The following is a 20404-nucleotide window of genomic DNA, read 5'->3' on the forward strand; positions in this document are numbered from 1 at the left end:
TAAGGTAAAATTTTAATAATACGGATTGCCTTTAATACAAAACATAAAAAAAGCCTTCCAAATAATGGAAGGCTTTTAAGTTATAAATAGTTAGGAGAATTATTTCCCTTCCATTTTGTCTTTAAGAGCTTGTAAAGCATCGTTAGCATCACCTAAAGTTGGTTTAGCTTCTGAAGCTTGAGCTGTTTGTTTTTTAACAGCAGCTTTTACATTTGCAATCTCTTCTTCTTTAAAAATAGCAGTATGTGAAGCAACTACTCTTTTAAATTCTTTGTTAAATTCAATGATTTTGAATTCAGCAGAATCTCCTTTACCAAGTTTCTTACCATCTTCTTTCTCTAAATGACGAGAAGGAACAAAAGCAACGATATCTTCGTTAAAGTCGATTGTAGCACCTTTATCTACTACTTCAGCAATTTCAGCAGTGTGAATAGTTCCTACAGCGAATTCAGTTTCATACTTATCCCAAGGATTAGGAGTAGTTTGTTTGTGACCTAAAGATAATTTACGTCCTTCAACATCTAACTCAAGTACAACAACTTCTAATTTATCTCCAACCGCACAGAATTCTGATGGATGTTTGATTTTCTTAGTCCAAGATAAATCAGAGATATAAATTAATCCGTCAATTCCTTCTTCTAATTCAACAAAAACACCAAAGTTTGTGAAGTTACGTACGATACCTGTATGCTTAGAGCTTAATGGGTATTTAGTCGTAATATCAGTCCATGGATCTGGAGTTAATTGCTTAATACCAAGAGACATTTTACGCTCTTCTCTATCTAGAGTTAAGATAACTGCTTCAACTTCGTCTCCAACAGATACGAAATCTTGAGCTGAACGTAAGTGAGTAGACCAAGACATTTCAGAAACGTGAACTAAACCTTCAACACCTTCTGCAACTTCGATAAATGCACCGTAATCTGCGATTACAACAACTTTACCTTTAACTTTGTCACCAACTTTAACTTCTTCACCTAAAGCATCCCATGGGTGCTTAGATAATTGTTTAAGACCTAATTGGATTCTTGATTTATCTTCATCGAAGTCAAGAATAACAACGTTTAATTTTTGATCTAATTCAACGATTTCGTTAGGGTGATTAATTCTAGACCAAGAAAGATCTGTAATGTGAATTAATCCGTCTACTCCACCAAGGTCGATGAATACACCGTAAGAAGTAATGTTTTTAACAACACCTTCTAATACTTGACCTTTTTCTAATTGACCAATAATTTCTTTTTTCTGTTCTTCAATATCAGCTTCAATAAGCGCTTTATGAGACACAACAACGTTTTTAAATTCGTGGTTGATTTTCACAACTTTGAATTCCATTGTTTTGTTTACATACTGATCGTAATCTCTAATTGGCTTAACATCGATTTGAGAACCTGGTAAGAATGCTTCAATACCAAATACGTCAACGATCATACCACCCTTAGTTCTACACTTAACAAAACCGTTAACGATTTCACCAGTATCATGAGCGTTATTTACGCGATCCCATGCTTTAATTACACGAGCTTTTCTGTGAGATAATACTAATTGACCAGTTGCGTCTTCACGAACATCAATTAATACTTCTACTTTGTCACCAACTGCTAAGTTCGGGTTGTAACGGAATTCGTTTAACGAAATTACACCTTCAGATTTAGCGTTAATGTCAATAATAGCATCACGGTCAGAAAGGTGTACTACCGTTCCTTCTACTACTTCGTCGTTTAATGTGTCAACGAAATTTTCTGCTACTAACTTTTCAAATTCTTGTAATTGAACATCATCAACTTCGTCAATACCTTCTTCGTAATTGTGCCAGTTAAAATCTGCTAAGAATTGTTTAGGATTTGCTTGAGCTTCAGATACTTTTGGAGCTTCTACATTTTGTGCTTCAGTTGCTTCAACTTCAGCTTGTTTTGCTTTTTCAGCCATTAAATAAAAATTTAATAATGTATTTGTATTTGCTTTCGCACAAATTACATTACATCTTGTATCCTATATGTTCTTGGAAGAATTAAGCGACAAACACATAGAAGTGTTATATATAAATTTTTCAGCTCCTCTTATCTTTCCAACTGTCGCTAAAAGGAGTGCAAAATTAATTATATTTTATTAAATAGCCTAATAATTGTTATTTAAATTAAAATACTGAAAACAAGTCAGTTATTCAACAAAATCAATATTTAATTAATACAAATACTAATACCTTTTTATTTAAGCGGAATTCCTGTTTCACATTAACTAATCAGATGCTCAAACATGAGCTGTCGTATACTTTTATTTATGATTAATTGAATCAGACCTTTTATTATGATAAAAGTAATCTTAATAAAGAAAGAGTACTACCTATAGCGTTTATAAATATAGTTAGATTAAAACTGATTTATACAGAAGTAAAGCATTCCAATTATTTTATTACCTAAAAAAACGGCAACTTTTAAAAGAAAATTAATATCTTGTATACTTAAAATCAAACTCAATTATGGCAGTAAAATCAAAATATCAGGACGTTCTTGATTTAGGAGAATCACTAAACATTCAAAACGGAGATGTAACTGAAGAAAATGGTGTATTAAAAGTAAAAGGTACAGCTCAAACTCAGTACGAAAAAAATATAATGTGGGATAAAATTAAAGCTATTGGTGGTGAGAACCCAACAGATATTATCGCAGATATCACTGTAGCAGACACTAGTGTTTTCCACAGACATATAGTTAAAAGTGGTGATACTTTAGGAAAAATAGCAAAACAATATTACGGTGAAGCTTCTAAATATCAAGATATATTTAAAGCGAATACAGATATTCTTAAAAATCCAGATGTAATTCATCCAGATCAAGTATTAGTTATTCCTAATTTGTAATACCTAATAGAGCTACTATATTAAGAGCAATCTAACCGATTGCTCTTTTTTTTATGCCTTTAAAACTGAATTGACAAGTTTTAAAATATTTTGAAATTGTTCTTCTATTGTAACGTCAGAATTATCGATTTCTATAGCATCTTCAGCTTTTAATAATGGTGAATCTTTACGGGTACTATCTAAATGATCTCGTTTTTGGACGTTCTCTAGAATGGCATCAAAAGTAATCGCTTCGCCATTGTCTTTAATTTCATTATAACGACGCAATGCTCGTGTTTGTGCTGAAGCATTCATGAAAATTTTAAGCTCTGCATCTGGAAACACTACGGTACCGATATCCCGACCGTCCATAACAACAGCTTTATTTTTTCCAATTTCTTTTTGAATTTTAACCAATTGCTTTCTCACTTCTGGAACAGCGGCAACCGTACTTACTAAATTAGATACTTCTAGAGTACGTATGTTCTTTTCTATATTTATATCGTTTAAATACACTTCGGCAAACCCGAGACTATCATTAAACTTAAAGGACACTTTTGCATTTGGTAATTCCGAAATCAATCCATCTCTATCAAAATGTTCTGTAGAAATCTTGCCTTCCTTCATGGCAAAAAACGTAATTGCACGATACATGGCTCCAGAATCTACGTACACATAACCTAAAGATTTGGCTAATAATTTGGCAATGGTACTTTTTCCTGTAGATGAAAAGCCGTCGATAGCAATGGTAATATCTTTCATTATTGTAAATCTATATTTAATCCGAAAAAGCTAGAACTTGACGCACTCGAATATCTCGCATACGTATAACTAAATCGTAATTTATTCATTTTAATTCCTATTCCTGCCGAAAGTCCGGAGAAGTTTCTCTCGTCTACAATCCGCAATTCCTCTCCCCGTCTAAAACTATACCCGAACCGAAGGTTGAATCCGCTTTCAGGAAACAACTCTGCTCCTATTATAGTATGTCGGATCACATTTGATAAGAAGCTAACATCTTCAGAGGTCTTATTTCCTTCTAAGTCACTAGTAGAACGTGCCGGATTGGCAACAGCAATTGGCCATTGTTGTAAATTTTCTAAAGTAAGGTGCCACCGAATGGGAACATTCTCTAATCTTTGGGAAAATCCCAAATCGATTTCTAAAGGTAAAGGTTCATGCTGACCTGCATACGTTGTTATCTGAGTTCCTAAATTTCGAACCACTAAAGCGGCATTAAAATTTATATTCTCATTGATATAAATCGCACCGATATCCACAGCGGCCCCAAAAGAAGAATATTGCTCTAATTTAGAGGTGATTAATTTTAAATTTCCTCCAACATAAATATTAGACCGTCCTAATTGTGTGGCGTAACCTAAGGATAAAGCCGATTCTCCACCACTAAATGTACCGGTTTTATTTCCTTCTTCGTCATACCCTTCAAACTGTCCGTAATTTACATATGTAATTCCAGCATGAAATGTCTGGGTTCGTCGGTCATAAGTATAAGCATAAGCGGCAGTCCCGTAACTTATAGCTCCTAAATGACTGGTGTAATTTAATGCCAACTGATTATCCATTTCAACATTTATAGTTGCAGGATTATACAGAGCTTGAGTTACGTCGTAATCGACATTCGTAATAACTTTTCCTCCCAAAGCAGCTTGGCGTGGCGACGACACTAAATTTAAAAATTGGTAAGTAGACTCACCCCCCAACTGAGCGGACGCGACGTAACTACAACAACCAATAAATAATAATGCCAATTTTTGCCTCATACGGGTGCAAATTAAATAAATCTTATGTTTAAAACGTGGTTTTATCAATTATATTTTCAGACATATTCAATGTTTCTAAGCCAACTAATTGCACGTTTAACTTTGATTAAAATTTTAGCAAGATTAAATAGATCACTTTGTCTTTTTAATATAGAAAACATAGTACAACAAACAGTCAAACATAAAAAAAGCATCCAAAACCGTCAGTTTTTGGATGCTTTTAAATAGTTTAAAAAGAAATAACTCTAATTTAAAATTATAATGTTTTTGCGTTTTTTACTTTTTCCGTAGTTAAAGCAAATTTTAAAACATCACTCATTTCTGAAACATAATGAAAGGTTAAACCTTTTAAATATTCCTGTTTTATTTCTGCGATATCACGTCTATTTTCTTCACACAACATAATTTCTTTGATTCTAGCACGTTTCGCAGCAAGGATTTTCTCCTTAATACCACCAACAGGTAATACTTTTCCACGAAGTGTAATTTCTCCTGTCATAGCCAAACTACTTTTCACTTTACGTTGCGTAAATAGCGACACTAAAGACGTTAACATGGTTACACCTGCACTAGGACCATCTTTAGGCGTTGCTCCTTCTGGCACGTGAATATGCACATTATATTTATCGAAAATATCGGAATCTAATCCTAATTCTTCTGCATTTGCTTTAATGTATTCCATTGCAATGGTTGCAGATTCTTTCATCACTTTCCCTAAATTTCCAGTAATCGTTAAATTCCCTTTTCCTTTAGATAAAATAGATTCAATAAATAAAATATCTCCACCAACGCTTGTCCACGCTAATCCTGTAACAACTCCTGCTACATTATTATTTTCGTATTTATCGCGTTCTAACTTCGGACCACCAAGTACAGATATAATATCTTCGTTAGAAATTTTCACATTGTACTCGTCTTCCATTGCAATATTTTTAGCTGCGTAACGCACCATTTTTGCAATTTGCTTTTCAAGTCCACGAACACCAGATTCTCTAGTGTACCCTTCAACTATTTTTTCTAATTGAGGTTTTCCTATTTTAATATCTTTCTCGGTTAAACCGTGTTCCTTAATTTGCTTTGGAAGTAAATGACGTTTCGCGATTTCTACCTTTTCTTCAATAGTATATCCCGTGACGTTAATAATTTCCATACGGTCCAATAACGCTGGCTGGATAGTATTTAAACTATTCGAAGTCGCAACGAACATTACTTTAGATAAGTCGTAACCTAATTCTAAGAAATTATCGTGAAACTCATTATTTTGCTCGGGATCTAAAACTTCTAATAATGCCGAAGATGGATCGCCTTGATGTGAGTTCGATAACTTATCAATTTCATCTAATACAAAAACAGGATTCGATGTTCCCGCCTTTTTAAGACCTTGAATAATACGTCCTGACATGGCTCCGATATACGTTTTTCTATGTCCGCGTATTTCTGCTTCATCACGTAAACCTCCTAAAGACACACGCACATATTCTCTTCCTAAAGCTTCAGCAATAGATTTCCCTAAAGATGTTTTACCAACTCCCGGAGGTCCATAAAGACATAAAATCGGGGATTTCATATCGTTACGTAACTTTAAAACCGCTAAATACTCTATAATACGACGTTTTACATCTTCTAAACCATAATGATCACGGTCTAAAATACGTTGTGCACGTTTTAAGTCAAATTTATCTTTACTGAATTTATCCCAAGGTAAATCTAGAAATAGATCTAAATAATTACGCTGTATAGAATACTCCGCTACTTGCGGATTCATACGTTGCATTTTAGCTAATTCCTTTTCGAAATGCTTAGAAACCTCTTCATTCCATTTTTTCTTTTTAGAACGCACTCGCATTTCCTCTACTTCTTCTTCGTAACTCACGCCTCCCAATTCTTCCTGAATGGTTTTCATTTGTTGATGTAAGAAATATTCACGTTGTTGTTGATTCATATCACTTTGAACTTTTAACTGTATGTCGTTTTTAAGTTCTAGTTTCTGAAATTCAACATTCATATAACGCAACGTTTCTAAAGCACGCTCTTTAAGTGAATTGTTTTCTAAAAGACTTTGTTTTTCCTGAACCGTTAAGTTCATGTTAGAAGACACAAAGTTGATTAAAAACGAATTGCTCTCGATGTTCTTTATCGCGAAAGACGCTTCGCTTGGTATGTTCGGACTTTCCTTAATAATTTGAAGCGATAATTCTTTAATTGAATCTAATATCGCAGCAAATTCTTCATTTTTCTTTGCTGGTTTTTCTTCTGGCACTTCAGAAATTGTAGCCGTTAAGTACGGTTCTTCTGTAGTAACTTCATTTATTTTAAAGCGTTTTTTACCCTGAATTATAACGGTTGTATTTCCGTCAGGCATTTTTAAAACACGTAAAATACGGGCAACCGTACCTGTTTTAAAAATATCTTTTGCAGTCGGGTCTTCAATGCTTTCGTCCTTTTGAGAGACAACACCAATGACTTTTCCGCCTTTATTAGCATCATTAATAAGCTTAATCGATTTGTCTCTTCCGGCAGTAATCGGAATGACAACGCCCGGAAACAATACAGTATTTCTTAAAGATAATATAGGTAAAGTGTCTGGAAGCTCTTCGTTATTTATTTTTTCTTCATCTTCCGGAGTCATTAAAGGAATTAATTCTGAATTCTCATCAAACTCTTGAAGTGACATATTGTCTAGAGTTAAAAAATTAGATTTTTTCATATATATATTTAGGTCAATCTGTCATTACAATTACGTATAAACACATTGTTTTGTTTTATTCATTAATCAACTAATCTTTTATGTAGCTCTAAATTAGAGCATTAATATTATATACATTCGAATAGTTACTAATATTTTTCAATTAATATGCCAAGCTAAGAACAAATAGAAAAACTTTATAGATTATACTGTAACAATTAATCAATACCTTCATCTTTATATTAAACCACTTGATCATAATTGTAATTGTCACTAACCAACCAACATATAGATACCCTTGTAGAACTCTGTAAAACAGGAAACCAATCTGCACAATTGGAAGTTTATAACAGATATTATAAGGCCATGTATAATACGTCGTTTAGAATTGTAAAAAACAGTTTTGAAGCGGAAGATATTATGCAAGATTCATTTTTGTCGGCTTTTACAAAACTAGACACATTAAAAGACATTAAGACTTTTGGTGGTTGGTTAAAGCGTATTGTAGTAAACAATAGTATTCATCATTTTAATAAAAATAGTAAATATGAAGATGTGCCTTTTGAAACGGTAATGTATAAGGTTGAAGATACATACGTAGATACCAACCAAGATGAAGATGCCAACGCGCAAGCCAAAGTTGTTTTAAAAACCATGAATACCTTAAAAGATAATTACAGAATTGCACTCACGTTGCATTTAATTGAAGGGTACGATTATGAGGAAATTTCAAGCATTATGGATGTGAGTTACGCCAATTGCAGAACAACTATTTCGAGAGCAAAAGAAAGTTTAAGACAAAAATTACAACACGTCGTTTAAAACATATAGATTATGAAACCAGAAGATAATTTAGACCATCTTTTTAAAACGTTACAAAACGATTTTGATGTTGCAACCCCAAATACACATCATGAAGATCGGTTTTTAGCCAAGTTAAAAAAGCAGGAAATAAACATTAGACCTGCAAAAAAAACATATCCGTTTTTAAAACCATTACTTGCTGTAGCCGCAACTGTGGTTTTAATTATAACCTTAACATTTACATTAAAAACCAAAGATAATAATACGTCGGATTTAGCAAGTGTATCTCCAGAAATGGCTAAAACACAAAGCTTTTTCACGGCAACAATTACTCAGGAATTAAAACAATTAAAGAAAGAAAGTGCACCAGAAGTGCAGCCCTTAATACAAGATGCTTTAAAACAATTAAATGTGCTTGAAGTAAATTACGAAAAATTAAAATTAGACTTAACAAAAAGTGGTAACGATAAACGCGTAATCTATGCCATGATTGCAAATTTTCAGAGTCGAATTGAAATTTTAGAAAGTGTTATGGAAACTATAGATAATGTAAAACAATTAAAAAATATTTCTCATGAGAAACAAACAACCATATAAAATCACTTTTTTGCTCTTGCTGATTCCATTTATAGCTTTAGCGAACAATCCGATTAAGGAAAGGCACACTGAAGAACGTGTTATTAAAAAAGAGTTTTCTGTAAATAGTAATGCCACTTTAAGTATTGATAACAGTTATGGTAATTTAGATATTATAACATGGAAAGAAAACCGTATTGTTTTTGAAATTACCATTACAACTAATGGTCGAGATTCGGAAACAGTTCAAAATAAACTAAAAGAAATTTCTGTAGAATTTAACGGATCGCCAAGTCATGTTTCTGCAAAAACCATATTTAGCAAAACGAAATCGAAATGGTGGGATTGGAACGGTGCCGATAATGTGAACATGAAAATTAATTACATTGTTAAAATGCCAATCACCAATAACGTCGATTTAACTAACGATTATGGCGCAATTAACCTAGATAAATTGGAAGGTCGAGCAAAAATTAATTGCGATTATGGAAAGATAACGACCAAAGAATTGATGGCCGATAATAATGATATTGAATTTGACTATACCTCTAATTCTTATTTTGAATACATTAAAAGTGGAACAATAAATGCCGATTATAGTGGCTTTACCGTTGCAAAAACAAAAAAACTATTTATTGAAGCAGATTATACTAATAGCAAAGTAGAAATCGGAGAAAATGTAGATTACAATTGCGATTACGGAAGTATGACAGTAGATAAAGTAAACTACTTTAAAGGCGATGGCGATTACCTTACCGTTGTAATTGGAGATGTTTATAAATCGGTAGACATTACTGCAGATTACGGTTCAATAAAAATAAAAAACATGACGGCAAATGCCAACAATGTACATATCGATTCCGATTATGTGGGCATCAAGATTGGCTACGATCCGAATTACCATTTTAATTTTGAATTAGACTTGGACTACGCCGATTTACGAGATCAAGAGGATTTTGAATTCAGTTCGAAACGCACCGAATCGAGCAACAATTATTACAAAGGCCATTATGGAAGTTCTAACACAACCAACACCATAAAAATTAATTCAGATTACGGAAGCGTATCATTTATAAAAAATTAACCTCAACTAATTAATCAACATATGAAAAGCGTTATTTTAAAAAAAGCCAGTTTATTAATCGTAGCCATTATAACTTTAAACTCTTGTGTGAGTATAAATAAAGGAATTCAAGGAAATGGTGAGTTTGTTACCGACCAAAGATCAACCTCTAGTTACGATAATATAAGTTGTACAGGATCTATGAATTATATACTTATAAAAGGTACTGAAGGAAAAATCACAGTTGAAGGTGAATCTAACTTAATACAGTATATCATAACCGAAGTACACGGGAATACATTAACTGTAAAAACCGAAGATGGCGTAAGTTTAAGTCCAAGTAATAACAGAGATATTATAATTACAATCCCTTTTGAAGCTGTTTCTAAAGTATCACTAACTGGTTCTGGAGATCTTATAAGCAAAGATGTTATTAAAACCGAAAATTTAAACGTAAGCATTACCGGTTCTGGAGATGTTATATTAGATATAGAAACTGTATCTGCAGAAGGAAGTGTGACAGGTTCAGGAGATTTAACATTAAAAGGAAAAACAGAAAACCTAAATGTTAATGTTACCGGTTCTGGAGATTTTCATGGATATGGTTTAGACTCCAAAAATACAGACGCTTCTGTTACAGGTTCTGGAGATGCTGAAGTTATAAGCACTGAAGTTTTTAAAGGTCGCGTGTCTGGATCGGGAGATATAGATTATAAAGGAAATCCTAAGAAAGAAGACACCAAGGTGTCTGGTTCTGGAGGTATAGAAATGCAATAGAATCTGAAGTATAAAACTAAAAAAGCATCCATATTCGGATGCTTTTTTTATGCTTTAAAGTTTCTGTTTTTCATCTCTAGGAACTCGATATAACAGTATAATTCCGATTAAAAAGAAGATAAAAAGGAATAATATAGAATTCCGCATACTCCCTGTAATCTGATCGATACTACCATAAATAACCATTCCGATTACAATTCCTATTTTTTCTGCAACATCGTAAAAACTAAAGTAAGAGGTGGTGTCTTTAGTATCTGGTAAAAATTTTGAATACGTCGATCTTGACAATGCTTGAATTCCGCCCATCACTAAACCTACAAACATAGCCGTGATATAAAACTGAGTTGGTGTTTCTACAAAATAACCATAGAAACATAAACACATCCATATAAAGTTGATTACGATAAGTGTCCTGATATTTCCAAATTTCTCGGAAGCTCTAGACGTTAAAAAAGCGCCTAAAATCGCTACAATTTGGATTACCAAAATACTCACAATAAGTCCCATTGTTTTTTCTTGTTCTCCGCCCCACTCCACTTCTTGTTCTCCAAAATAAGTCGCCACTAACATAATTGTTTGCACCGCCATACTATACACAAAAAAGGCTCTTAAATAACGTTTTAATCTTAGGTTTTCTTTGATATCTGCAAAAACCAATTTCAATTCTTTGAAACCATTGAAGACCACATCTTTCGTTACTTTTCTATCCGTTTTAACACCTTTTGGTAATATATAATAGGTGTATTGACTAAAAAGAATCCACCAAATTCCTACCATTATAAACGAGTAGCGCATAGCTTTCATAGCGGCTTCACCTTCAGTTCCTGTAATTCCAAAGAGCTCAGGTTTCATTACCATCGCTAAATTAACGATCAGTAATAAGACACTTCCTATATAACCTAAAGAAAATCCTTTAGCACTAATTCTATCTTGTTGTTCAGGAAAAGCAATATCAGGGAGATACGAATTATAGAATACTAAACTCCCCCAATACCCTATTAAACCAAGAAAATAAAATGCCAAACTCACATAAATATAATCGAGACTAAACCAATTTAAACCAATACACGCGAGAGCTCCTGTATAACAGAAGAATTTCATAAATACTTTCTTATTCCCAATATAATCGGCTATACCAGATAAGATTGGAGACATAAAAGCGATCACTAAAAAAGCAAAAGCAGTCACGAACGAAATAAGCGCCGTGTTCTTGATATCTGTTCCAAAAACATTTACCTGTTTATTGTCGGTTAAAAACAGAGCACCATAATAAATAGGAAAAATCGTTGAAGCTATAGTTAACGTATAAACTGAATTTGCCCAGTCGTAAAATGCCCAAGCATTTAATAATTTCTTACTGCCTTTTGGATAACTTTTCATGTCGTAAAAAATATAAAATCTAAAGTTGAATGTCCTCTGATGTGAATTTAGAACTAGTTACTAAGTTTATTCTGTAAATGTTGTTACACCAAACTTCTTCGCTTCAGATATAGCACCAGGAACTAATGAGGTTAAGGCTGAAATCCGAGTTGCATTGGCTGGGTGTGTACTTAGAAGTTCCGGCGTGCCAGAAGACTCCATACGCGTCCATAATGCCGGTGCAGCCTCAGGATTATATCCTGCTAATGCCATTAATACAATGCCGATTCTATCTGCTTCAGATTCATGACTACGGCTAAAAGGTAACATTGCTCCTACATTAGAACCAATTCCGTAATACTGATTAAACATATCACGACTTTTTTCATCCGTGATTGCCACATTTCCAGCAATAGCAATACCTTGTTGTATATACGCCGCACTCATACGTTGCTGTCCGTGGTTTGCTAAAGCGTGAGCAACTTCGTGACCCATTATAGCCGCAATTCCGGCATCACTTTGTGCAACGGGTAAGATACCTGTATAAAACACAATTTTACCACCTGGCATACACCACGCATTTTTTTGATCGTCTTCTATTAAATGATATTCCCACTTATAATCTTTTAAATACCCTACATAACCGTTTGCATTTAAATACGTCTCGGCAGCCTTTGCAATACGTTGTCCTATGCGTTTTATACGGGCAGCGTCAGTCGTTCCTTCAATAACTTTATTTGATTGTAAAAATTCATCGTATTGTTGAAATGCAGTTGGAAATAATTGATCGTTAGACACAAGTGCCATAGTTTGCTTCCCTGTAAACGGATTTGTTGCACAAGAACTTAAAGCTAACATACTAGCTAAAAAGCAAACACGAAGAGTTGTTTTCATAAATATTTATTTTTAATTAAAATCACAAAACACTAAAACTTTGTTATTCTAAAAACTAATAGTATAATTTTTCCGTAAGTATAACCATATAAAACGACAATATAAATAAAACAAAAACATTATGAAATCTATTTTATTATTATGCTTAGCTTTTAGTTTGTTTACTTGCCAAGGATTTTCTCAAAAAAAAGAATCTAAATCGGCGACTACTTATAAAGTAAGTAAAAGTGAAACCGAGTGGAAAGCAGAACTTACCGATTTACAATATAAAGTTTTAAGACAAGAAGGTACGGAACGTGCTTTTTCTAGTCCGCTAGACAAAAATTACAAGCCAGGAACATACGTTTGTGCCGCTTGTGACACCCCATTATTTGAAAGCGAAAATAAATTCGATTCAGGTACAGGATGGCCAAGTTTCGACAAGTTTATTGATGGTAATGTAATTGCATCTTCTGGAGGTAGTGCCATGTACGGTATCGAAGAACATTGTGCAACTTGCGGTGGCCACCTAGGTCATGTGTTTAGCGATGGACCTAGAAAAACAACAGGAAAAAGACATTGTATTAATGGTGTGGCTTTAAAATTTATACCTAAATCTAATTAACATCAGATTTTAGTTTCTTTTTAAACGGACGGATAATTAATCGTGCTTCCCTATCAAATCGGATGTAATTGTATACCCAATTCACAAATACAATCATCCGATTTCTAAATCCGATTAAAAAGAAAAGATGTACAAACATCCACACAAACCATGCAAAAATGCCTTGAAATTTAAAATTTGGCATATCTACTACAGCTTTATTTCTACCTACTGTGGCCATTGCTCCTTTATCTTTATAAATAAAAGGAACCATACGTTTCTCTTCCAATAGTCGTTTTAAATTACGCCCTAATTGCTTTCCTTGTTGTATAGCAGGTTGCGCCATCATAGGATAACCTAAAGGATGTGTCTCAGTTTCAACCTGTGCAACATCTCCAATCGCAAAAATATTAGGATAGGTTTTTAATTGATTGCAGGCGTTAACAATTATTCTATTACTTCTAGATACCAAATCGGCACCTTCTATACCTTTTATATTAGCCCCTTTTACACCAGCGGCCCAAATCATAGTTGCTGTTTCAAAAGTCGTATCGCAATTTGTAGTCACCGTTTTTCCGTCGTAACCAGAAACACGTAAATTTTTCCAAACGTTTACACCCAATTCTTCTAGAAATTCTTCAGCTTTTTCGGAAGCTTTATCGCTCATTTCTTTTAAAATCCGATCTCCAGATTGAATTAAGTGAATCTGCGCCAATCGGGTATCTAAGTCAGGATAATCCTTTGGAAGAATACCTTTTTTAATTTCGGCTAAAGCGCCTGCAAGCTCTACTCCCGTCGGCCCCGCACCTACAATTACAAAATTCATTAATGTATTACGTTCTTGCAAATCTGTTGTAAGTAAAGCTTCTTCAAAATTTTCAAGAATCAAACTTCTTAAATCTAAAGCTTGCGGAATGGTTTTCATGGCCATACTATGTGCTTCAATAGATTCGTTTCCGAAAAAATTTGTTTCAGAACCAGAAGCAATCACCAAATAATCGAATTTTAACTCCCCAATATCCGTAATTACTTTACTTTCAATAGGATCTATTTCTAGAACTTTAGCGAGTCTAAACTGAAAATTCGAATAATCTTTAAGGATTTTCCGAATAGGATAAGCAATAGAATCAGGTTCTAATCCACCGGTAGATACTTGATATAGTAGGGGTTGAAAATTATGATAATTATGCTGATCCAGCAGAACGACCTGCACGTCTTGTTTAGAGAGTTGCTTAGCAAGCGAAACACCTGCAAATCCGCCACCAACAATTACAATGCGCGGATTACTCGTTCTGTTTATATTCATATATAGTCTGTTACAAAACAAAGGTAATAAAAGATCTATTTTTTATCGGATCTAAATACAATATTTGGAATAGGTTTCGTAAATTCGTAGCTGTAAACGATTTAATGAATTAATCATGAGTAAATACGATATTATTGTTCTTGGAAGTGGTCCTGGAGGCTACGTAACCGCTATTAGAGCGTCTCAATTAGGTTTTAAAACTGCCATAGTAGAAAAAGAAAACTTAGGTGGTGTATGTCTAAATTGGGGATGTATTCCTACCAAAGCCCTTTTAAAATCCGCACAAGTATTCGAATATTTAAAACATGCAGACGACTATGGTTTAACGGTTAAAGAATTCGATAAAGATTTCGGTGCTGTTGTAAAACGTAGCCGTGGTGTAGCTGATGGAATGAGCAAGGGTATTCAATTTTTAATGAAGAAAAATAAAATTGATGTCATTGAAGGTTATGGTACATTAAAAACTGGAAAGAAAATCGATGTAGATGGTACTGTATATAGTGCAGACCATATTATTGTTGCAACTGGAGCACGTTCTCGCGAATTACCTAACTTACCACAAGATGGTAAAAAAGTAATTGGTTACCGTGAAGCCATGACTTTACCGACTCAACCAAAGAAAATGATTGTTGTGGGTTCTGGTGCCATTGGTGTTGAATTTGCATACTTCTACAACTCTATGGGTACGGATGTAACTATTGTTGAATACTTACCAAACGTAGTTCCTGTAGAAGACGAAGATATCTCTAAACAATTAGAGCGTTCTTTCAAAAAGATTGGAATTAATGTAATGACATCTGCTGAAGTTACTACTATTGATACATCTGGAGAAGGTGTTAAAGCAACAGTAAAAACAGCTAAAGGTGAAGAAGTTCTTGAAGCTGACATTATTCTTTCTGCTGTAGGAATTAAAACAAACATTGAAAACATCGGATTAGAAGATGTTGGAATTGCTGTAGATCGCGATAAGATTTTAGTAAACGATTTCTATCAAACTAATATCCCTGGATATTACGCGATTGGAGATGTTACTCCTGGTCAAGCTTTAGCTCACGTAGCTTCTGCTGAAGGAATTTTATGTGTTGAAAAAATTGCAGGAATGCACGTTGAACCAATCGACTACGGAAACATTCCTGGTTGTACATATGCATCTCCAGAGATTGCAAGTGTTGGTTTAACTGAAAAACAAGCCAAAGAAAAAGGTTACGAATTAAAAATTGGTAAATTCCCATTCTCTGCTTCTGGAAAAGCAAGTGCTGCTGGAAACAAAGAAGGTTTCGTAAAAGTAATTTTCGATGCTAAATATGGCGAATGGTTAGGATGCCACATGATTGGTGCTGGTGTTACCGATATGATTGCTGAAGCTGTTTTAGGTCGTAAACTAGAAACTACTGGTCATGAAGTATTAAAAACAATTCACCCTCACCCAACTATGAGTGAAGCGGTAATGGAAGCTGTTGCAGCTGCTTATGATGAAGTAATTCACATCTAATAAAACACAATATTTATTACCATAAAAAAAGGAGATTCAATTTGAATCTCCTTTTTTTATGTCCAATTTACATTTGTACATAAACGAGATTATTCTCAAAAGTTGTGTCTGAATTGATAAATAGTTTTACTTCTGTTAAATAGAAACGCATTGAATTTATCATTAGACGTTCTTAAACTATTGCTATCAGAGTTGCATATAGATTATTTTATAATCACGAATCACACGATCAATTAAAGCAATGGAAAATTGTTTGGAGATTATCATGGCGAGAACATAACAATCGCTCTTGATCCCATAACAGTATAAACAACTAGAAAACTTTAAAGCATAAAAAAAAGTCTCAGAACTATTCTGAGACTTTTTTTATGTCATATATGTGGTGCGGTTTAGAACATATAACCTAAACCAAATTGCCAAACATCGTTCTTACCATCTACATTTTCAAAAACAGTATCGTCTTCAAATATATTGGTTAATCCTAAAGTATATCGTGCACTTACAAAGAAACCACCATCAAACTTATAAGATGTACCAAATGCTAAGCTTGTATCAAAATCTTTAACGTAAGAGTCGTTACTATCGATTTCGAAATCACCTCCATCAGAATTTGGCTCTGAATCAAATTCTTCATGAATTTTAAATCCGAATTGCGGACCAGCTTCAACGCTTAATCCTTTTATTAAATACACTTTTAATAGCAATGGCACTTGAATATAATCTAATTGATATTCTACATTTTGATCGGTATCAAAAATATTATCTTGGTCTATCTCTACGACATCAAAACCTTGACCAGAGTAAAAGACCTCAGGTTGAAAAGAGAATCTTTCAGAGATTGGAATTTCGGCAAGTAAACCGGCATTAAAACTTGTTCTTGAATCTACATCTTGGAAATCATCTCCACTAAGCTTAGAAAAATTCACTCCTGCTTTTGCACCAAATTGTACTGCTTTTGAATCTGATTGTGCATAACCTGATGTTAATGCAAATAATAATGCTCCTGTAAATACAATTAATTTTTTCATAATTTTTAATGTTTTATTTGGGTTATAAGCACAAATCTAAAGACCGAAAACCTACTGACAATAAGGCTTAACATCAAATTAACAAGATGTTTGTTTCTTCAAAAAAAGAATCGTAATTATTATATTTAAGGGTCAACTCTATTGAAATAATTGTTAACTCCATTGTGATTTTTTATAAACTAAAGCCAAAAATCATGAGTCATCATAAAATCATCTTAGACGGAAAAATCTTTCAATTGATACACATATTAGCATAAATTAAAAATAAGAGTACATGAAAACTGAAACATCGTTTCCATTTCATTTCATTTAAAAGTTTTATTTAACGCTCTATTTTATGCGATATTTTTGAAATAGTATAAATATGAGCCCCTCTATTCTTACTTTTGAAAAAAATGATATCACATGGAATTAAAAGACCTTATAAAAAATAGACGCTCAGTTTTTCCTGATCAATATAATTCTGACCCCATTTCTAAAGACACTATAAATCAACTTTTAGAAGCTGCGAATTGGGCACCGACACATAAACGTACAGAGCCTTGGCGTTTTAAAGTATTACAAGGCCATTCTCAAGAAAAATTAGGCATATTTCTTTCTGAAAAATTTAAAGAAACTGCCGATAAATTTTCAGAATTTAAGTATAATAAAATTCAAAGAAATTCTAAGAAGGCAGGTGCTATTATCGCAATCTGCATGGAAAGAGATCCGGAGGAAAGCATTCCTGAATGGGAAGAAATTGCATCTACAGCCATGGCAGTACAAAATATGTGGCTTACAGCAACACAATTAGGACTAGGTGCTTATTGGAGTTCACCAGGATTAATTTCTACGATGGACGAATTCTTCAATTTGAAAGCAAATGAAAAATGTATAGGCTTTTTCTATTTAGGTTATTATGACAACACAGCCCCAGAGCGTACCCCTAAACCGATCGAGGATAAAGTAGAATGGATTTAATTTATCAAATATTTAGTGCTCTAAACAAAGCTTAAAAAAGAGAAAGATAGTATCTTTATGCAATAAAAGACAAGTTTATCTTTTATTGCATAAAGACTATATTATGAACACTGTTATACCAGTAATAGATACATTAGCAGAAGGGCATCCTGTGCGTGTATATTTTGAAGAGGCTAAATTAATTGAAGGTTTATTAAAGGAATTACATACTGTTAATCCGTCTGAAGACTTTCAGAAGTACTATAATATCTTTAACCAATTAGCAACCATAGAGAAACGTTTTGCACGTAAAGAAAATCAGTTGTTTCCCTATTTAGAAAAGTACGAATGGTATGGACCTACTAAACAAATGTGGTCGTTTCATGATACTTTAAGGGATCAAATTCGATTATTAAATACACATAACGAAGCTCATAATATCTCTAAAATTAAAGAAGATTTGCCATATTTATCTGATGGTATTAAACGTCTATTAGAAATTGAAAAAATGCGTTTATTTCCGAATGCAATAGATTTATTAAGCGAAGCAGATTGGAAAGAATTTTATGAAGGTGATGAAGAAATTGGTTGGATGTTACCAAATAAACCAATGCCCTATCCCGCTATCGTTAAACGCGCCTACGAGCATCCTAGTCAAGCCACAAATGCACCAGATTTATCGTTCTCTTTAGATAACACTTTTCATTACGATGAGGGTTATATGACACCAGAGCAAGTAAATTTACTATTGCGTGTTTTACCTTTTGATGTAACGTATGTCGATGAAAATGATAAAGTGATTTTTTATAATCGTGGAGACAATCGTGTATTTCCAAGAAGCAAAGGAATAATTGGTCGTGAAGTGAAATTTTGCCACCCGCCAAAAAGTGTAGATACCGTTCTAAAAATTTTAGAAGAATTTAAAGCTGGCCGACAAGATGTAGCCGATTTCTGGTTTGATATGAAAGGACAAATAATATATATAAGATATTTCGCTATTCGCGATAATAACAAAGCATATAAGGGCGTGCTAGAAGTTTCTCAAGACATCACCAATATTAAAAAGCTAGAAGGTCAGAAACGACTTTTAGATTGGGCTTAGATTTCTATTTATAGTAAAAAAGACAAAAGGCACTTTATATAAAGTGCCCTTTGTTTATATAAAACTCTTTATTGCCAACTCGTAACTTTGTAGACCAAAACCTAGAATAACACCTTTAGCATTTGGAGAAATATAAGACTGGTGTCTAAACTCTTCTCTAGAAAACGTATTCGAGATATGAACTTCCACTACAGGAGTTTCAATAGCTTTAACCGCATCTCCTATCGCAACCGATGTATGTGTATAAGCCGCCGCGTTTAATACGATTCCGTCGAAACTAAAACCAACTTCGTGCATTTTATCTATTATTTCTCCTTCAACATTAGATTGAAAATACGATAACTCGACTGTAGTATAGCGTTCCTTAACGGTCTCAAAAAATTCCGTAAACGTTAAACTTCCATAAATAGCAGGTTCACGTTTTCCTAATAAATTTAAATTGGGTCCGTTTATAATTAAAATTTTCTTCATAGAGTAAATGTAAAAAAGATTAAGACATAAAAAAAGAGCGATTGTTAAAATCGCTCTTTAAAATTATATTGTAGGTTATATTTAGTTCAAGTTAAACATGACACCAAAATTTAATGTAGACCAAGTTACCCAACTTCTGTTGTTACTTACACCCGTATACGAGAAGTTTAATTGAATTAAATCTGTTACATTAAATCCAATCACAGGTCTGTAGTAAAATCCGCCATCAAATAAATCATCTGTTAGTGAAATTGCATACCCTAAATCGGCTCCAAATTCCACTTTAGAAGTCGGTATGTAACGTGTTGCTATAGACACAGGAATAAACTGAACGTCTTCCGCAAACCATGACTCAGAAAAAATGCCATCGTAATCATTATAAACCACACTATATCCAGTAGCAAACCCCATATTTATACTTGGTGCAATAGGGTATAAATAATTAATATCTAAAGCTAAACCTGCAGAAGAATAATCACTTAATACATCTATAGGAAGCATAAAACTAGCTCCTACGTTTAAACCGTCGTGACCGTTAGGCAATGCTCTATACATTGTTTGTTGATTACTAGTTGTAGTTGTACGTACTACTGTTTGAGAAAACGCACCAAATACCATTAATACTGTGAAAACGGTTGCTAAGTAAATTTTTTTCATAATATCTTAAATTATTGATTTAAAATTATAGTCTATTTTAAATGGTT

Annotated in this window: 19 protein-coding genes; 9 read left to right on the forward strand and 10 right to left on the reverse strand. The window is 33.4% G+C overall.

The window, feature by feature from the left end; genetic code table 11:
* Window positions 1-99 precede the first annotated feature (99 nt).
* Window positions 100-1929, reverse strand: coding sequence for a 30S ribosomal protein S1 (rpsA, locus tag ACFFVB_RS04070; RefSeq protein WP_382381427.1), 1830 nt, complete (start codon window positions 1927-1929; stop codon window positions 100-102).
* A gap of 550 nt (window positions 1930-2479) precedes the next feature.
* Here rpsA and ACFFVB_RS04075 point away from each other — a divergent pair.
* A complete protein-coding gene (locus tag ACFFVB_RS04075) occupies window positions 2480-2860 on the forward strand; it encodes a LysM peptidoglycan-binding domain-containing protein (protein ID WP_382381429.1) in 381 nt (126 codons plus the stop codon).
* 51 nt (window positions 2861-2911) lie between these two features.
* Here the strand turns inward: ACFFVB_RS04075 and cmk are convergent, their stop codons facing one another.
* The 3 genes from cmk to lon form a co-directional block, all read right to left on the reverse strand.
* The gene (gene cmk, locus ACFFVB_RS04080; RefSeq protein WP_382381431.1) at window positions 2912-3601 is read right to left on the reverse strand and encodes a (d)CMP kinase; all 690 of its coding nucleotides are present in this window, start codon (window positions 3599-3601) and stop codon (window positions 2912-2914) included.
* Window positions 3601-4620 carry a type IX secretion system protein PorQ gene (gene porQ, locus ACFFVB_RS04085; protein ID WP_382381433.1) on the reverse strand — a complete coding sequence of 340 codons (1020 nt, stop codon included), beginning with the start codon at window positions 4618-4620 and terminating at the stop codon, window positions 3601-3603. Before porQ ends, cmk begins: the two co-directional genes overlap by 1 nt.
* A 256-nt stretch (window positions 4621-4876) precedes the next feature.
* A complete protein-coding gene (gene lon / locus ACFFVB_RS04090) occupies window positions 4877-7327 on the reverse strand; it encodes an endopeptidase La (protein ID WP_382381435.1) in 2451 nt (816 codons plus the stop codon).
* Between the two features lie 246 nt (window positions 7328-7573).
* Here lon and ACFFVB_RS04095 point away from each other — a divergent pair, with 246 nt between their 5' ends.
* From ACFFVB_RS04095 to ACFFVB_RS04110, 4 genes are read left to right on the forward strand one after another with little or no spacing between them, the layout of a single operon-like run.
* On the forward strand, window positions 7574-8128 hold the full coding sequence (locus ACFFVB_RS04095) for an RNA polymerase sigma factor (RefSeq protein WP_382381437.1): 555 nt from the start codon (window positions 7574-7576) through the stop codon (window positions 8126-8128).
* Window positions 8129-8140: 12 nt separating this feature from the next.
* Window positions 8141-8707, forward strand: a complete 567-nt coding sequence (locus ACFFVB_RS04100) for a hypothetical protein (RefSeq protein ID WP_382381439.1) — start codon at window positions 8141-8143, stop codon at window positions 8705-8707.
* On the forward strand, window positions 8685-9770 hold the full coding sequence (locus tag ACFFVB_RS04105; protein WP_382381441.1) for a hypothetical protein: 1086 nt from the start codon (window positions 8685-8687) through the stop codon (window positions 9768-9770). Before ACFFVB_RS04100 ends, ACFFVB_RS04105 begins: the two co-directional genes overlap by 23 nt.
* Before the next feature lie 21 nt (window positions 9771-9791).
* Window positions 9792-10526, forward strand: coding sequence for a head GIN domain-containing protein (locus ACFFVB_RS04110; protein WP_382381443.1), 735 nt, complete (start codon window positions 9792-9794; stop codon window positions 10524-10526).
* Between the two features lie 54 nt (window positions 10527-10580).
* Here ACFFVB_RS04110 and ACFFVB_RS04115 read toward each other — a convergent pair whose 3' ends face one another.
* The gene (locus ACFFVB_RS04115) at window positions 10581-11906 is read right to left on the reverse strand and encodes an MFS transporter (RefSeq protein WP_382381444.1); all 1326 of its coding nucleotides are present in this window, start codon (window positions 11904-11906) and stop codon (window positions 10581-10583) included.
* A 66-nt stretch (window positions 11907-11972) separates the two neighbouring features.
* Window positions 11973-12779, reverse strand: coding sequence for a M48 family metallopeptidase (locus tag ACFFVB_RS04120; RefSeq protein ID WP_382381445.1), 807 nt, complete (start codon window positions 12777-12779; stop codon window positions 11973-11975).
* Between the two features lie 121 nt (window positions 12780-12900).
* Here ACFFVB_RS04120 and msrB point away from each other — a divergent pair, with 121 nt between their 5' ends.
* Entirely contained in the window at window positions 12901-13383 is a 483-nt protein-coding gene (msrB, locus tag ACFFVB_RS04125) for a peptide-methionine (R)-S-oxide reductase MsrB (protein WP_382381446.1), read from the forward strand.
* Here msrB and ACFFVB_RS04130 read toward each other — a convergent pair.
* The gene (locus ACFFVB_RS04130; protein ID WP_382381447.1) at window positions 13376-14668 is read right to left on the reverse strand and encodes an NAD(P)/FAD-dependent oxidoreductase; all 1293 of its coding nucleotides are present in this window, start codon (window positions 14666-14668) and stop codon (window positions 13376-13378) included. The two genes, msrB and ACFFVB_RS04130, sit on opposite strands and share 8 nt — an antisense overlap.
* 115 nt (window positions 14669-14783) lie before the next feature.
* Here ACFFVB_RS04130 and lpdA point away from each other — a divergent pair, with 115 nt between their 5' ends.
* Window positions 14784-16160 carry a dihydrolipoyl dehydrogenase gene (gene lpdA, locus ACFFVB_RS04135; protein WP_382381448.1) on the forward strand — a complete coding sequence of 459 codons (1377 nt, stop codon included), beginning with the start codon at window positions 14784-14786 and terminating at the stop codon, window positions 16158-16160.
* A 389-nt stretch (window positions 16161-16549) separates the two neighbouring features.
* Here lpdA and ACFFVB_RS04140 read toward each other — a convergent pair whose 3' ends face one another.
* Complete coding sequence (locus ACFFVB_RS04140; protein ID WP_382381449.1) at window positions 16550-17188, reverse strand: porin family protein; 639 nt, start codon at window positions 17186-17188, stop codon at window positions 16550-16552.
* A gap of 405 nt (window positions 17189-17593) precedes the next feature.
* On the opposite strand from ACFFVB_RS04140, the gene ACFFVB_RS04145 reads away from it, so the two are divergent.
* Both ACFFVB_RS04145 and ACFFVB_RS04150 read left to right on the forward strand, forming a co-directional pair.
* On the forward strand, window positions 17594-18148 hold the full coding sequence (locus ACFFVB_RS04145) for a nitroreductase family protein (RefSeq protein ID WP_382381450.1): 555 nt from the start codon (window positions 17594-17596) through the stop codon (window positions 18146-18148).
* A 103-nt stretch (window positions 18149-18251) separates the two neighbouring features.
* On the forward strand, window positions 18252-19229 hold the full coding sequence (locus tag ACFFVB_RS04150) for a DUF438 domain-containing protein (RefSeq protein WP_382381451.1): 978 nt from the start codon (window positions 18252-18254) through the stop codon (window positions 19227-19229).
* Window positions 19230-19283: 54 nt separating this feature from the next.
* Here ACFFVB_RS04150 and aroQ read toward each other — a convergent pair whose 3' ends face one another.
* Both aroQ and ACFFVB_RS04160 read right to left on the reverse strand, forming a co-directional pair.
* Window positions 19284-19700 (reverse strand): type II 3-dehydroquinate dehydratase, encoded by a 417-nt coding sequence (gene aroQ, locus ACFFVB_RS04155; protein WP_382381452.1) that lies wholly within the window; start codon window positions 19698-19700, stop codon window positions 19284-19286.
* A gap of 81 nt (window positions 19701-19781) precedes the next feature.
* Entirely contained in the window at window positions 19782-20357 is a 576-nt protein-coding gene (locus ACFFVB_RS04160) for a hypothetical protein (RefSeq protein WP_382381453.1), read from the reverse strand.
* Window positions 20358-20404 lie beyond the last annotated feature (47 nt).

The organism is Formosa undariae, assembly GCF_042427615.1.
Taxonomy (GTDB): domain Bacteria; phylum Bacteroidota; class Bacteroidia; order Flavobacteriales; family Flavobacteriaceae; genus Formosa; species Formosa undariae.

What these genes read in the sequence shown, in the direction of transcription:
- ACFFVB_RS04130 (WP_382381447.1), bottom strand. Translation starts at nt 14,668, where the DNA reads ATGAATATAAACAGAACGAGTAATCCGCGCATTGTAATTGTTGGTGGC.
- msrB (WP_382381446.1), top strand. Translation starts at nt 12,901, where the DNA reads ATGAAATCTATTTTATTATTATGCTTAGCTTTTAGTTTGTTTACTTGC.
- rpsA (WP_382381427.1), bottom strand. Translation starts at nt 1,929, where the DNA reads ATGGCTGAAAAAGCAAAACAAGCTGAAGTTGAAGCAACTGAAGCACAA.
- ACFFVB_RS04160 (WP_382381453.1), bottom strand. Translation starts at nt 20,357, where the DNA reads ATGAAAAAAATTTACTTAGCAACCGTTTTCACAGTATTAATGGTATTT.
- cmk (WP_382381431.1), bottom strand. Translation starts at nt 3,601, where the DNA reads ATGAAAGATATTACCATTGCTATCGACGGCTTTTCATCTACAGGAAAA.
- porQ (WP_382381433.1), bottom strand. Translation starts at nt 4,620, where the DNA reads ATGAGGCAAAAATTGGCATTATTATTTATTGGTTGTTGTAGTTACGTC.
- ACFFVB_RS04145 (WP_382381450.1), top strand. Translation starts at nt 17,594, where the DNA reads ATGGAATTAAAAGACCTTATAAAAAATAGACGCTCAGTTTTTCCTGAT.
- ACFFVB_RS04150 (WP_382381451.1), top strand. Translation starts at nt 18,252, where the DNA reads ATGAACACTGTTATACCAGTAATAGATACATTAGCAGAAGGGCATCCT.
- ACFFVB_RS04075 (WP_382381429.1), top strand. Translation starts at nt 2,480, where the DNA reads ATGGCAGTAAAATCAAAATATCAGGACGTTCTTGATTTAGGAGAATCA.
- ACFFVB_RS04120 (WP_382381445.1), bottom strand. Translation starts at nt 12,779, where the DNA reads ATGAAAACAACTCTTCGTGTTTGCTTTTTAGCTAGTATGTTAGCTTTA.
- ACFFVB_RS04140 (WP_382381449.1), bottom strand. Translation starts at nt 17,188, where the DNA reads ATGAAAAAATTAATTGTATTTACAGGAGCATTATTATTTGCATTAACA.
- ACFFVB_RS04105 (WP_382381441.1), top strand. Translation starts at nt 8,685, where the DNA reads ATGAGAAACAAACAACCATATAAAATCACTTTTTTGCTCTTGCTGATT.
- lpdA (WP_382381448.1), top strand. Translation starts at nt 14,784, where the DNA reads ATGAGTAAATACGATATTATTGTTCTTGGAAGTGGTCCTGGAGGCTAC.
- lon (WP_382381435.1), bottom strand. Translation starts at nt 7,327, where the DNA reads ATGAAAAAATCTAATTTTTTAACTCTAGACAATATGTCACTTCAAGAG.
- aroQ (WP_382381452.1), bottom strand. Translation starts at nt 19,700, where the DNA reads ATGAAGAAAATTTTAATTATAAACGGACCCAATTTAAATTTATTAGGA.
- ACFFVB_RS04100 (WP_382381439.1), top strand. Translation starts at nt 8,141, where the DNA reads ATGAAACCAGAAGATAATTTAGACCATCTTTTTAAAACGTTACAAAAC.
- ACFFVB_RS04115 (WP_382381444.1), bottom strand. Translation starts at nt 11,906, where the DNA reads ATGAAAAGTTATCCAAAAGGCAGTAAGAAATTATTAAATGCTTGGGCA.
- ACFFVB_RS04110 (WP_382381443.1), top strand. Translation starts at nt 9,792, where the DNA reads ATGAAAAGCGTTATTTTAAAAAAAGCCAGTTTATTAATCGTAGCCATT.